Origin of the sequence: Vibrio tritonius (genome assembly GCF_001547935.1) — a bacterium.
Taxonomy (GTDB): Bacteria; Pseudomonadota; Gammaproteobacteria; order Enterobacterales; family Vibrionaceae; genus Vibrio; species Vibrio tritonius.
Window position 1 is genome coordinate 1,060,880 of sequence record NZ_AP014636.1, and the last position, 14,553, is coordinate 1,075,432.

The following is a 14,553-nucleotide window of genomic DNA, read 5'->3' on the forward strand; positions in this document are numbered from 1 at the left end:
TACCTTTAAATAAGCATTTGAATATTATGATTATTTTTTACTAATATCATAATCACTAATTCATAGCCATCTAATTTATCACATCATTTTTGCTAGATGGGAACCAAGGTATTAAAAACACAAATTTTAATTTTTATCTATGTTAACTTTTCTTAAATATTAGCCACAACTATTAATCAACATAAACGGGTAAAGATGGGTTATTATAATGAGCAAACATCATTTCTATATCACTCATTAAAGTACGTGATTCTGATAATGGGGGAATATCATCTAGGCTAAAAAAACCTGCCTCAGAAATTTCAATATTCTCAGTGATCTCCCCACCGACAAATTCGCAGATGAAAAACAATTTATAAATATGAAAAGGAAATATAGGGTTGTAGCCGTGTACAGCTCGGTCTTTAATCGCAACCAGTCTAGGGTTTTTGACATCAAGTCCAGATTCTTCTTTAACCTCGCGAATCACACCTTGAGTTGGAGTTTCACATACATCACCCCACCCACCAGGCAGTGACCAGGCGCCATCTTCGCGCTCTCTTACAAGTAATATTTTATTCTCTCGGATAACCGCTGCGCGAACATCGACTTTAGGTGTAGGGTAACCTTCCTCAGCAATATAAAGCTGCGCCACTTTATCAACAGTACTGCCCGCTAAATCGGCAATCATCTGATAGGATATGGCCTGCACTTGCGCAAAGCGTTCTAGGTCATATTCGTCTTTACTGTAAGCATGGCCCGCTTGGGCGATGGCTTGCAGTTGTTTCGCCATTTCTAGCCAAGGTTGCATCAATGGTCTCCTCTCGACAACAGCGGACCACGGTAGCACACTAGAAAAAAGGGTAAGTGACCTAGGTTACAGTACTTGAGGATAATACTATGAATATTATCAGTATTAGCTATCTAATACTCACGTTGAATGTTAACTAATGGATTTATCGAAACACTCCAAACTACTTAATTTGCTGGTAACAAGCGCACATAAGTTGGGCAGTTTCTCAAACCATTCTTCACGTAACACCCCATATCTAACCGAATCATAGTAGGTTCCATTAAAATAACGCACCTTACGTAAACGCGCTTCTTGCTGCATACCCAGTTTTTCCGCACAGGCCATCATACGGGGGTTACCGGACCAAGTGGTTAACCCGACCCGCGCAATCTCCTTGGTTGCAAACATATGCGTAATCCAAGGAATCAGCGCCTTAAAACCTAACCCTTTTGACCACATAGTGGAGCGATAAATGATGATCCCTACTTCTAGCCATCGTGTGGGCTCGTTTTCCCAGTAGAATGAGACGGTACCAATAGGTTGATCATCTTTGGTAATCAATAAACACTCATCACCCATACATAACTGAGTAAAGTGCCCCAATTGAAAATCACGTAAGTTAGGTCGTTCGTAACCAAAATACGGCCCATTAAATTGCGTCCATTGCTCATCATCGGTGATCATACTGTATACATCGATTAATTCGCTTGGGTAGGCAGGCCTTAATTCAATATCAGCAAACGGCAAGCTAGCCGCAAAAGACGTAGTATTCATTCGACAACTATATAAAGGCGTTTAAAAGGAATGGTCAGATACCAATGCCTCGTATTTGTATATTATACAAGTGGTTAATAAGACACTTAATATCGAAGTAACCTCAAGATGCCGAAACAGAATCTTGGGATCACTTAGGCATCATATAATAAGATTATCGTAATTTTGGTTTATGGGAACGATTCCAGCTCACAGATCCCTTGCGGATAAATGACAGATTCAATAGTGAGATAAGGCTTGTCTCTTAGAGATGAAGATCATCACAACCCCAAAGAGCCATCAATCTTTGTTGCGATTGAAGTGCTGGGTCATAAATTGAGTCAACTGCTCAGCCGACATGGGTTTAGCGTATAGATATCCCTGGCATAGAGTAAAACCTTCATCGAATAAAAAGTGATGTTGCTCTTGGGTTTCAACCCCTTCCGCTATCACTTCTAACCCAACAGCCTCACCTAACCTATGTATGGCACGTGTAATCGCAACATCATTAGCATCCGTTGGCAGATCGTTTACAAAGGAACGATCCAGTTTAAGCTTGGTCACGGGTAAACGTTTTAGATAAGACAGTGAGGAATATCCGGTTCCGAAATCATCAATTGCAATACCAACACCAAGGTTTCGTAACTGATGCAAACGGGAAATAGCCAGCTCGCTTTCATGCATAACGAAACTCTCTGTTAGCTCAACTAAAATATGATTTGCTGGGCACTTAGTCTGTGCAAATATGCCGTTAGCAATGTTCACAAAGTCACTGTGCATGACCTGTTTACCGGATACATTGACCGACACAAAACCTACTGCGACCTCTTGCTCATACCAAGTAACCCACTGCTCACACGCACGTTTTAGAACCCATTCACCTAATGGGTGAATAAGTGCCCCTTCTTCTGCCAAAGGGATAAACTTCATCGGGGGAATCATCCCCTTGGTCGGATGATTCCAGCGCACCAATGCTTCAACACCAGCACAATCTCCCGTCATAATATCCAAAACTGGCTGATAGAAAAGCACCAGTTGGTTCTGCTCGATTGCAATACGTAAATCGGCCTGAAGCTCAGTTCTCTCCTGAATATGTTCCGACATTTCTTCTCGGTAAAAATGATACTGATTACGACCAAGTTCCTTTGACCGATACATGGCAAGATCAGCACGCTGAAGTAAGATATTGGCATCCAAACCATCGTTAGGAAAACAAGCAATGCCGACACTGGCAGAAATAAAGAAATCACCACGTCCAACATCAAATGGCTTCGCTAATTCCGCACAAATCGCAGTCGCAATTTTGCTGGCCTGTTTTTCACCGTCAACGCTACGTAGCAATAGCGCAAACTCATCACCACTATGACGACTTACAATATCATTCTCACTGACAACTGCCTGCATTCTTTCTGCAGCTTGGCAAAGCAATTTGTCTCCAACGGGATGACCATAGGTGTCGTTCACTTGTTTGAAATTATCAAGATCAACAAACAATAAAGCGAGAAACTGTTCATTCTGTTTTGCTTGGGATAAGAACTGCTCAAATTGTTCAAGAAAGAGAGTACGGTTAGGTAAATTGGTCAATACATCGTAATGGGCTAGATAGTGAATCCGTTTTTGGGCTTGGAGCTGTTCGCTGATGTCATACACCGTAGCGATAAAACGTTCTACTTGGCCATTGTGATTATAAATTGTGGTTAAACTGAGCCACAGTGGTGTATCAAATCCCTTGGTGTGGCGCTGCCAAATCTCGCCCTGCCAACGCCCTGTTTCTCGAGCAATATCCCACAGTTCAAGGTAAAATTCTTTACTGTGCTTTTCGGTTCTTAGCATGGCAATGCCCTTGCCTACTATATCCCGATTTTTATAGCCGAGAATCTGCTCAAACGCTGCGTTAATTTTTACCACTCGTCTTTCGGCATCGAGGATCATGACACCATCCATAGTGCTTGAAAATACGTTTGCTGCAAGGATCAATTCAGCATCAGCTTCTTTACGTTTAGTAATATCCGCTATCGACACCACGGCATAATGCTGATCAGCTTCAACCAATGGAGCAAGAGCCACTTCCACAGGAAATTCACGACCTTGCTTATCCAGCGCGTATAGATCTCGCCCCACCCCCATCATTCGAATACTAGGTTGAGTGGTATACTCTCCACGTAAGTGCACATGGTGGCTACGGTAGCGTTCAGGTAGCAACACTTCAACAGGCTGCTGCTCGATTTCATCTTGTCGATAGCCAAACACTTCCTCACTGCGTTTATTCGCTTTTACGATGAGACCATTCTCATCAACCAATAAAATCGCCTCCGGCATGGTATCGATGATATTACTCACCCTAGCTTGGCTTTGTTCCAAGCTAAACTGCCCCTGTTTCAACGTTTCAATATCAGTAAAAGACCCCACCCATTTCGTCTGCTCATTTGGCACATCATCTAAGGGGGTAATCCGCGCGCTAAACCAATGATAGCCACCACTATGATCACGAATTTTGCATTCAATACCTGCCGATGCTTGTGGATTGTTCCAATGCTCAATAAACACCTGACGTTCTGGTTGGGCAATCGTTGCTAGCCAGTCACAACCATCACCATCAAGAAAGCAGACTCCTGTATACGATTGCCATTGCTGACTGGCATAAATGCATTCACCGTGCGCATTAAACTCGAGCATTAACTGGGGAAGCGTTTCTGCAACTCTACGTAGACTACGTTCACTTATCTGTAGGTAATTTTCACTGGCAAGATAATGCTCAACAACAAGTCGTTGTCTCTCGAGTAGCAATTGCACAGCAGCATGTTCTTCTTGAGTAATGTCGATTAAAGAAAGTTGAAGCAGCAATGAAGCGATATCTTCCTTTGGTACCAGCGCATTGCCCCAAGTGGTGAGTACATCGATATAATCTCGCTCTTGATGACACTGTAACTGAATAATTAAAGAACGCTCGTTAGGCAATACCAGCGATAAAGTAGGAAGCTGAGTTAATGATGGACCTTGAGGGAAAACCTCGTTCGCATCAGCGGATAAAGTGATGGTCAATCCCGTGAGTGATTGTCTTTCTGCCGCAATGAGCCAAGGCGCATAGTGATGAGTGCACCACTTTTTGATCTCTGCTGTTTCAACCAGCAACAAAATAGCCAACTTGCCACTTTGCAGCAAAGTATCAATCAGATCTTGTTGCTCAGATGATGGTACCGTGTCTAACCGTATCCACAGCTCATCACCAGCCTCTTGGGCTGAATTGGTTGTATGCTGTCCAGCGGTTGTTCTATTTAAAGCCAAAGGTATTTGCCTCAAAGTCTCATTGTCTCGCTGACAATACTGTCTATATCACTACTCTAAGAGTATATGCAGTAGATAATTAACAGATGGGATTATTTGTAACAATAAAGCCCTGTTTTGTCGCTCTTTGTGATACTCGATACGTAGGTAATACAATACAAGGCACCATCACCACGTCAAACAGCACATCAACTATCGCAGAATAATGGCTTTAGATGATTAGGATTTACCCTTAATTTAGGCCACCTGTATAAAGAATAGAAAGTGTACTCATAATTGCCACCCCACTCATGATCGTCAAACTATTGGTAAATGCGGAAAGCTGCACATCGGCCTTTAACTTCATGGAATAAATTGGGGCGAGCGCACTGGCTGGAGCAAAAACCACCACAGAGAGGACTTGGCGAGTTAAGAGATCAAATGGCAACCAATAATACGCGGTTACCGAAAAGAGCACGCCCCAACACAAACGCAGTGCAGTTAAACCCAATGCGATTTTAAGCTGACTTAACTCTACGTGAGGGTTAAATAGCAGCCCGAGCATAAACATTGCTAAAAATGGCGTTGCTGCGCCAATAGGAGTGAGTATTTGATTGACGGCGTGCGGCAATTTCCAACCTAAAAATGCCAATATAAACATAATGATATAGGTAACAAATGGCACCGACTGTGACAAATTACGTACCACATCCTTCATGGTCATCCTTTCGCCATCGGCTTCCGGTAACAGATATTGAGTGAGAACATACGAACCACCCGTTACTAATAACGCGTTACCTGTGTCAAAAATGGTGGCTAACACGCCACCCTCATTACCGAAATAAAGCTGAATAAACGGCAGCGCAAAACACCCTATATTAAACCCACTGATATTGAGCATCACTACGGCGCGACTGTAGTTGGCCATTTTGGTCGTCATTCGGTAGATCACCAAAATGGGCAATAAACTGGCAACAAAGCCGAACATGCATACCTGCAGTAGGTTTTCCGTTGAACGTAGTGAGGCAAAGGTAACGATGATGGTGCAAGGAAGCGCAAGGTTCATCAGTAGCTTATTCACTACCCGGCTTTCATCAGGCTGAATAAAACCAACCTTTTTAAGGGTAAACGCTAAAGCCATGATAAAGACAAACGATAATGGGCCGAGAAACTGGTTCATAGTGAAGACTCAATATTGGGTAATTAAAAAGGCGAGGCAGCAATTATTCTATCGATTCAATAAGATAAAATTTGCCACTCAGCTCGAATTTTAATCACTTCACACTTTAACCACGGCTGCTTTGCTATGCCCAAAACAGCATTTCACCACCAGCATGACGATGCGTGCTTTGTAGTCCCCACTGGCCCGAGGGAAGACAAAGATCAAGATAAGCTAAGATCCATTTCATAACACATTCCTTGTGTAACATGGGATTACTACGGTGTAAGAACCGTCGGTATCCGCTTATTTCTAGCTAACTTAGTTAGCCCCAAACGGCAAAGGTAAAATATCGATGCGGTTAATCCTTTAACCGACTGATCGTGTGCCTCAAGCTGTATTTGTGCCAAACCAGCGCCAATGGCCTGAGAAACACATCTTTTATCACTCTACCTCAAGCCCTTCAGGATTAAATTTTTAAATCGCGGATGAAAACAGGCCGTACACTGTAACCCTCTAACAAGCCTGCTCATTGCAGAATCAAACACTAACCAACGGTGATCTCAAGCAACAAGCTCATGTTCTTCTATGCTTGTTGAGACAAACCCATTAAACATTCCAGAAACTTAAATTTATTTTCGGTGCAACTGTAATACCTAACGCGTTGTCTACGACTAATAGGCAATAGCTGCACAAACCTCAATTCAATAAGGGACATTATGAACAAGCGTTATCAGCCCAGCGTGAAACTAACAGAAAACGATGTCACTGATGAAGATGTCTATCTGCAACGCAGGAAGGTATTAAAATCCCTTGGCTTTATTGGCCTTGGTAGTTTGCTGCCCAATAGCAGCCAAGCATTTAACCTATTTGGTAGCAAGGAAGAAACGCCTACCCGCACATTTGTGACTCAGCCTCTGAGTTTTGCTAAACCTGAAAAATACGCATCTCAAGAAACGCAAACCCCTTATGAAAAGGTCACTAGCTACAATAATTACTATGAATTTGGCACCAGCAAAGAGGATCCAGCCAAACTGGCGCAAGAATTTAAAGTCGAACCTTGGACGCTCACCATTGATGGCTTGGTCAATAAACCGATAACACTCAGTTATGACGACTTAACCCAACGCTTTTCCCTTGAGGAACGCATTTATCGCTTACGCTGTGTTGAAGCATGGTCGATGGTGATTCCGTGGATTGGCTTTCCGTTAAGTGAATTAATTAAGCAAGCAGCCCCCCTTTCTTCGGCCAAATACGTGGCCTTTGAAACCCTGTTCGACCCCAAACAGATGCCCGGACAAGCTAGCCGATTTGTTGGTGGTGGTTTAGATTACCCCTACGTTGAAGGGCTTACGCTTGCAGAAGCCATGCATCCCTTAACTCTGATGAGCGTGGGTCTGTACGGCAAAACCTTAATGCCACAAAACGGCGCCCCAATTCGCCTTGTTGTGCCTTGGAAATACGGGTTTAAGAACATCAAATCCATCGTACGTATTCGCTTAACCGACAAGCAACCGCGCTCTACTTGGAATGAGTTAGCACCTCATGAATACGGCTTTTACGCGAACGTTAATCCAAATGTCGACCACCCACGTTGGAGCCAAAAAACCGAAAGACGCATTACCGCAGGTGGCTTACTCTCAACCAAACGCATCAACACACAGCTTTTTAATGGCTATAGCGAAGTCGCAAGCTTGTATAGCAATCTCGATTTAAGGAAATTCTATTAACATGGCAATGCGTTGGACCATAAAGCTCACTCCATGGCAAAGAATCATAATCAAGAGCCTAATTCATCTGGTGGCAAGTGGCTGGCTAATGTTGACATTTTGGCTAGGCGTTCAAGATCAACTAGGCGCAGATCCCGTCGCAGGCTTGTTGCATTTTACTGGCTTTGGCGCGATAAACTTACTGCTTATCACCCTATTAATCTCACCACTAAGCCGTTATTTCGGCGGCGAACTCATGCGCTTTCGCCGCTTAGTGGGCATCTACACCTTTGTCTACGCTCTGGGGCATTTTCTCACTTTCGCCATTTTTATTCTGGGTCTCGACCTTAACCAGCTTGGCGCGACCATTGTAGAGCGCCCCTACATCACCATCGGCTTTGCTGCGCTGCTTATTTTACTCGCCCTCACCATTACCTCCCCAAACGCCCTACGCCGCAAACTCGGTCGCCGCTGGCAAACACTGCATAACCTCATTTACCCAGCACTGTTCCTGATGCTATGGCACTATACTTGGTCTGAAAAAACCGCCTGGGGCACACCGGTTTATTATTGGGCGGGAGCGCTGGGTGTTGTATTAATAAAAACCCATATGAAATGGAAAGGTTGGTTATCTTTTCGCCGTAAATAGCAATGCATAACCAGCAATAAACAAGCGGTATCGAGTACAAATTAGCAGGACATCACACTTCGTCGTCATTAAAAATATTAACATCATTTTAGTTAATATAATTTATTGATTTTATGAATAAATATATTCACTTCTACCTTACCATTCTCCTTATCGCCTATTGTTTTCTTTAGTGTGAACGCTCTCAACGTTAACCCCTGCGTGCGCCGTTATAGTGCAATATGGTTATTCCGCTATATTCAACACTCGTGACTCGCATAATGAACGCTCAATATAAACTCCAGCAATACTTGAATATTGATAGGCTGCAAACACTTCAAGACAATTTCAGTAAGTCGATGATGGTGGCTCTGGTGGTGGTTGATGCAGATGGCGTGCCGGTCACGCAACCAAGTGGCTTTTGTGAATATTGCGAGTACGCAAGACAAGACCCTAAGCAGAAACATCAGTGCTATCAGAGCGATTCAGCCGGTGGAAAACTTGCTATGCAGTCAGGCAAACCCGCGGTTTATCGCTGTTATTGTGGCTTTGTCGAGTGTGCTGTTCCCATTATGATCAATGGTCGTTATCTTGGCGCATTTATCTCAGGCCAAGTAAAAATTGATAAGACGGATGATAATCATCCTGTCCCTTATATTCTCAGTCAAAATAAAAACATCGCTAACGATGAACGCTATATTGCACTCTTTAATAAAGCTCAAAGCATGCCCTACGATAGATTTGAGTCTATCGCGTACACGTTGTTTAATGTTGCCTCTTATCTCGTAGAACAAGCTCACAATACTTATATTCAAAGTGAGCTAAGACGCAAAGAAATTGAACTTACGGATGAATTGCGTAAAAGAATGGAAATAGAACGTTCTTTACATGAAGCCGAGTTTAAGGCGTTGTCCTATCAAATTAATCCACATTTTCTTTTTAATGTATTAAACACCATTGGCCGACTTGCCTTTTTAGAAGAAGCACAGCGTACCGAAACCATGGTGCACGATTTTGCCGATATGATGCGTTATTTACTAAGAAAGAATAATCAGGGGTTAATCACGCTAAAACAAGAAATAAATTATGTGAAGAATTACATGTCCATTCAAACGGTGCGCATGGGTAATCGCTTTACCTATTCTATTGATATACCGGATCGTTACTTAAACGTGGTGTGTCCTTTTTTAGTGCTACAACCCTTGGTCGAAAATTTCTTTAATTACGTGGTCGAACCGAGAGAAATTGTCAGTGAATTATCGATAAAAGCAATCGATGACGGAGAGAACGTAATTATTGAACTGAAAGATAACGGTGACGGAATCTCACCAGAGAATATCGACCTCATATTGTCTGGCGAGCGTAATCAACAAAAAGGCGGCATCGGCATTTTTAATATCATTAACCGCATGAAATTACTGTTTGGCGATCATTATAAGCTGGAATTATCCAGCCCTTACCAACCCATGAAGGGCACCACCATTCGCTTACGCTTTCCGATGCAGCAATAGGCTGCATACAATCTAATCACGAGACGCATTATGTACAACATTGTTATTGTGGAAGATGAACCCATCGAACTTGAATCGCTCAACCGCATTGTTTCTCAATGTGTGGATAATGTTGTACTCCATGAGGCATCAACTGGAAAACAAGCCATAGCGCTTATTGACTCATTAAAGCAGATCGACATGATGCTGGTAGATATCAATATTCCGCTGCCCAACGGCAAAGAGGTGATTGAGTATCTCAAAGCAAAAAACAACACCACCAAAGTCGTGGTCACCAGTGCTAATGACGATTTTGATATGTTACGCAGCATGTTGAGCTTACATGTCGAAGATTATCTATTAAAACCGGTGAAAAAAGCCACGCTCACCGAGACCATCAACCGCACATTAGGTGTCGATAGACAAACCATGTCGGCATCACGCGCCATGAAACAGAACATTACCGATCTATTAGATCATGCGCAATGCGCCCAATGGCATGATTACCTTTTAAAGCAGGTCAATCAAGCGTTCCAACAGGCTCAAGCAGGTACGGATGCAAGCCTTCAGCTCAAAGAGCTTTTCGATACTATCCGCATTCACCTTGCTCGCCCGAATGACCAATATGCCACGGTACACACTAAGCTCAATAGCCTTGCCCAAGAGGTAGAGCGTTATGGGCTGACCCCATCACTGTATGCTCATCTTATTCTTTCGTTGCTTAGGTTAAGCCACGAGATTTTTTCGATGACACCGATAACAGCAAAACCGCATTCGAGCCATCAAGCGTTTTTGCAACGAGCAACACTGCACATTGAACGCCATATTCTCGAAAAACTCACGTTAGACGATATTGCAAAACACGCCTTTGTCAGTGCGTGCTACCTAAGTCGAGGATTCAAAAACCAGTGCGGCGTTGGAGTGTCAAACTACATCACTCAACGCAAAATCATGATTGCGTGCGGGCTGTTACAGTACAGCGACCTCAACATGAACACCATTGCTTTAGAACTGGCGTGGCAAGACGCCAACTATTTCTGTCGTGTGTTTAAAAAAACGGTTGGCATGACACCGTCTGCCTACCGACAACACCACGCCTTACCACAACGTTCAGCCGCAATCGTCACTGGTTAACCACCGATTTGACATTCGAAACCTTGCGCTTCTACTGTTGCTTTAAGCTGCTCCATTTTCTCTTCGCTAACTGGCGCTGTCTCTCCCATTGGGTAAATACGCCCCAGCAGCGCGTATTTGTTCTCACCATAGGTGTGATAAGGCAACAAGTGCAACGACTCAACGCCACGCAATAACTTAGCAAACTCGGTAATGGCTTGGATCTCTTCAACGTTATCATTTACGCCTGGGATCACTGGCACTCGCACCACCAGCTGAGTGATTTGCGCAATACGCAGCAAATTTTCCAAAATGATGCGATTATCGACGCCAGTGTGCTCTCGATGAATAAAGGGATTGATCGCTTTGATGTCGGTCAGCGCCACATCAATAAAGGGAAAAATCTCTCTAATCACTCGTTTCGGTGCATAAGCCGATGTTTCTATCGCCGTATGCCACCCTTTCTCTTTGCACGCTTTAAGCAATTCGCGCGCAAATTCCGGCTGGGCTAGCGGCTCTCCACCAGACAGCGTGACACCCCCACCCGCACGGCGAAACAGGTTTTCTTCTTTTTTCAGTTCATCAACCACTTGCGCCACACTCATCCGTGTACCTTTCATTTCTAATGCTTGGGTTGGACAGGCGGCAACGCATTCGCCACATTGGTGACATTTATCACGATCAATAAAATACCGGTTGGCAAACGACAACGCTTGATGGGGACACACCACCTCACACTTACCGCAATGCACACAACGTAGGCTATTGAACATCAGTTCAGGTTTGAGACGTTGCGATTCTGGGTTGCTGCACCATTTACACGATAGCGGACATCCTTTGAAAAAAGGAATAGTCCGAATTCCCGGTCCATCATGGATCGAATAGCGTTGAATATTGAACAGAGTCCCTTCGGCATGGTAATTCACTTCATTCATCTAGCAGCTCTCATGACAAAAAAACAGGCCGCACCAAGGCGGCCTTAAACGGACTCAAGGTTAGAAGGTTTGCTCGGTACGACTGATGATGTCGTCTTGTACCTCTTTGGCTAACACAATAAATTGCGCACTGTATCCCGCCACGCGAACCACCAAGTCTTGGTGCTCTTCGGGGTGCTGTTGAGCATCCAGTAACAAGTCACGATCAATGACATTGAACTGAACATGCATCCCTTTCTTATCAAAATAGCTGCGCACCAAACCACTGAAATGACGTAAGCCTTTTTCACCGGCTAATGCAGAAGGCAGGAATTTCTGGTTGTAGAGCGTACCGTTGGAGGCGATAAAGTGATCCAATTTGGCGACCGAGTTGGCAGCCGCGGTTGGCCCTAAGATGTCTTTACCCTGCCGTGGTGACACCCCATCCGCCAAAGGCTGTTTAGCCAAACGACCATCAGGAAGTGCTGCCACATCTTTACCAAATAAAACGTTGGCTGAAACAGGATAAATCCCTGCTTGGAAACGTCCTCCACGCGGGTTGGTGTATTTTTCCACCTCTTGGCAATAAACCAATGCACAACGACGAGCGACATAATCGACGGCATCAATGTCGTTGCCAAAACAAGGCGTGTTTTCGAGAATATGACGAATCTCCTCGTTACGGGACATACGCCCGCTAGACGCCGGAGTCACATTTGTTTCTGACAGTTGACGATACACCTCTTCTTTAATCGCCGCCGGTTCCAGTGCGCCATTTTGTTCTACGATGCGTTGAACCAGTGCGTTAATTTCATCTTCACCAAGTGACATTCGGCTTGCTGTTTGTGGCTGTCCTTGATAATCAAAGTTCGCATCAAGGGCGGTTTTCAGTTCCGCTAACGACAGTTTCTTGTCATCAAACACCTGTTTTTGCATGGCATAAACCGAGTCGCCACTATCGGCAATACCAAACGCTTGTGGGCCGGTAAAGTTGTAAATTGCGCCCCCTTCTTGCAGTGATTTACCGCGCCCGATACAGTCGTCAACCATGGCAGAAAGAAACGGCAATGGGCAACGTTCGCCGTGGGCAATATCAACACTGTTGCACGCTTCAACCAATTTATGAACAAAGTACGCCATTTGCGTTTTAAACGCGGCAAAAAAGTCTTCGATGTTGGTGTATTTGGTCATTTCGGCAGTGACAGGTCCCAACTGTTTATTACCGACACGACCACCATGTAAGGTAATTTCAAGCACTTTGGCGACGTTAAAGAATGCCGCATCATGCCAACCTTCGGTACGGTGTGGCGCTTGCGGCTCAACACAACCGATAATGCAGTAATCACGCGCATCGTGGAGCGATACCCCGCGGTTTTGTAGCGCCGGAATGATCACTTCATCGTTGTACATCGCAGGCACACCTAAGCCTAAACGCACTAATTCACAAGCGCGGAACAGAAACTCATCTGGTGTCCCTTGCCATACGCGAATGGAGAAGGAAGGTTGCGGTAAACGTACGTGTGCCGTTGCTTCCATACACATGTATGTTAGGCGGTTAGTGGCATCTAAACCCTCTTCGGTTTGACCACCCACAATCAAGTTTTGGAACACGGCATAACCGGCAAACGCTTGTGCAGAGACTTCATCACGGGTTTTATTGATGTCGTTAAGTTTGATCCAGCAGCAATCAACCAATTCTTGGGCGAAGATAGGGTCGATATCCGTATCTGCTGCCAAATAGGGGTACATATATTGGTCGAAACGCCCTGGAGAAATCGAGTGACCGCTTGATTCGATTTGCAACATACTTTGCACAAACCAGAAAGCTTGGCAGGCTTCCCAGAACGTGGTTGCCCCTTGTTCAGGCACGCGACGACAGTTTTGTGCGATCTGTGCTAATTCATCTTTACGATGAGGATTAGCTTCAAGTTGGGCAAGGCGCGCAGCTTCATCTGCATAGCGATGAGCGAACTTAATAGCGGCTTGATAACTGATGATCACCGCATGATAGAACTGTTCTTTCTTAATGTAATCGGGTTGGGTGCGGTCTAGGTTTGCTAACGCTTGCTTTACTTCGTCGATGACGCCGCTAAAACCCTTTTTCAGAATCTTACCGTAATCCACACACACATGACCTACCCCACCGAAGAAGTAGTTGCCGACCGTGAACACACCATTGTTCATCGCAGCGTGTGTTTCAGCAGACATGTAAGACGCCGCCAGTTCACTGGTAGTTTTACCGGGCCAGTATTTAAATGCTTCATGCAGTTGTTGGGCGGTTTTCTTTTCAATCACGAACGGGTCAGCAATACGCGTTGCCATCGTCTCGAACTCTTTTTCAACCCAATCGAACGAGAATTCCGGACAAATTTCCGTAGAACGTGGATTGATGGTCACCGCCCCAACAATCAACTCGTCTGGACGAATGGTGACAGGCAGTTCATTAAAGATTTTCTCCACCACTTTAGCCCGTCGCATAATCGCAGGAAGCTGTTCGTTTTCACGATAGGCTTGGGTGGCAAGCACTGCTCGTTCAGATTCGACATAGGGCTGTGCACGTAAAATGGTATTTTTCAGTCTAACCACCCGATCGGTTGGGTTGGTAAAGCCTTTCTCTAACATACAATGTCTCCCAAAATGATGAACAGGTATGCTTTAACACACACCTTGTAAATGAATTCGGTTGCAGTGATAGCCGCTGTGACTTCGCAAAACCATACCCATGCCTGTCGACTTATGGCCCGTCACTGA

General features: G+C 44.5%; 10 protein-coding genes. 4 read left to right on the forward strand and 6 right to left on the reverse strand.

Going from position 1 to position 14,553, the window contains the following annotated elements; all coding sequences use genetic code 11:
- Positions 1-172: 172 nt before the first annotated feature.
- The 4 genes from JCM16456_RS20085 to JCM16456_RS20100 form a co-directional block, all read right to left on the reverse strand.
- Positions 173-790: an NUDIX hydrolase gene (locus JCM16456_RS20085; RefSeq protein ID WP_068717837.1), complete on the reverse strand. Its 618-nt coding sequence runs from the start codon at positions 788-790 to the stop codon at positions 173-175.
- 132 nt (positions 791-922) lie between these two features.
- Entirely contained in the window at positions 923-1,546 is a 624-nt protein-coding gene (locus JCM16456_RS20090) for a GNAT family N-acetyltransferase (RefSeq protein WP_068717839.1), read from the reverse strand.
- 279 nt (positions 1,547-1,825) lie between these two features.
- On the reverse strand, positions 1,826-4,810 hold the full coding sequence (locus JCM16456_RS20095; protein ID WP_068717840.1) for a sensor domain-containing protein: 2,985 nt from the start codon (positions 4,808-4,810) through the stop codon (positions 1,826-1,828).
- Between the two features lie 232 nt (positions 4,811-5,042).
- Entirely contained in the window at positions 5,043-5,969 is a 927-nt protein-coding gene (locus JCM16456_RS20100; protein WP_068717842.1) for an AEC family transporter, read from the reverse strand.
- Between the two features lie 698 nt (positions 5,970-6,667).
- On the opposite strand from JCM16456_RS20100, the gene msrP reads away from it, so the two are divergent.
- The 4 genes from msrP to JCM16456_RS20120 all read left to right on the forward strand — a co-directional run bounded on the left by msrP (position 6,668) and on the right by JCM16456_RS20120 (position 10,909).
- Positions 6,668-7,678 carry a protein-methionine-sulfoxide reductase catalytic subunit MsrP gene (gene msrP, locus JCM16456_RS20105; protein WP_068717844.1) on the forward strand — a complete coding sequence of 337 codons (1,011 nt, stop codon included), beginning with the start codon at positions 6,668-6,670 and terminating at the stop codon, positions 7,676-7,678.
- Position 7,679: 1 nt separating this feature from the next.
- Positions 7,680-8,306: a ferric reductase-like transmembrane domain-containing protein gene (locus JCM16456_RS20110; RefSeq protein WP_068717846.1), complete on the forward strand. Its 627-nt coding sequence runs from the start codon at positions 7,680-7,682 to the stop codon at positions 8,304-8,306.
- A 260-nt stretch (positions 8,307-8,566) separates the two neighbouring features.
- Positions 8,567-9,796 carry a sensor histidine kinase gene (locus JCM16456_RS20115; protein ID WP_068717848.1) on the forward strand — a complete coding sequence of 410 codons (1,230 nt, stop codon included), beginning with the start codon at positions 8,567-8,569 and terminating at the stop codon, positions 9,794-9,796.
- Between the two features lie 30 nt (positions 9,797-9,826).
- Entirely contained in the window at positions 9,827-10,909 is a 1,083-nt protein-coding gene (locus tag JCM16456_RS20120; protein ID WP_068717850.1) for an AraC family transcriptional regulator, read from the forward strand.
- Here the strand turns inward: JCM16456_RS20120 and JCM16456_RS20125 are convergent.
- Both JCM16456_RS20125 and grpM read right to left on the reverse strand, forming a co-directional pair.
- Positions 10,906-11,823: a glycyl-radical enzyme activating protein gene (locus JCM16456_RS20125; RefSeq protein WP_068717852.1), complete on the reverse strand. Its 918-nt coding sequence runs from the start codon at positions 11,821-11,823 to the stop codon at positions 10,906-10,908. The two genes, JCM16456_RS20120 and JCM16456_RS20125, sit on opposite strands and share 4 nt — an antisense overlap.
- Before the next feature lie 60 nt (positions 11,824-11,883).
- The gene (grpM, locus tag JCM16456_RS20130) at positions 11,884-14,424 is read right to left on the reverse strand and encodes a glycyl radical diol dehydratase GrpM (protein WP_068717853.1); all 2,541 of its coding nucleotides are present in this window, start codon (positions 14,422-14,424) and stop codon (positions 11,884-11,886) included.
- Positions 14,425-14,553: the final 129 nt, after the last annotated feature.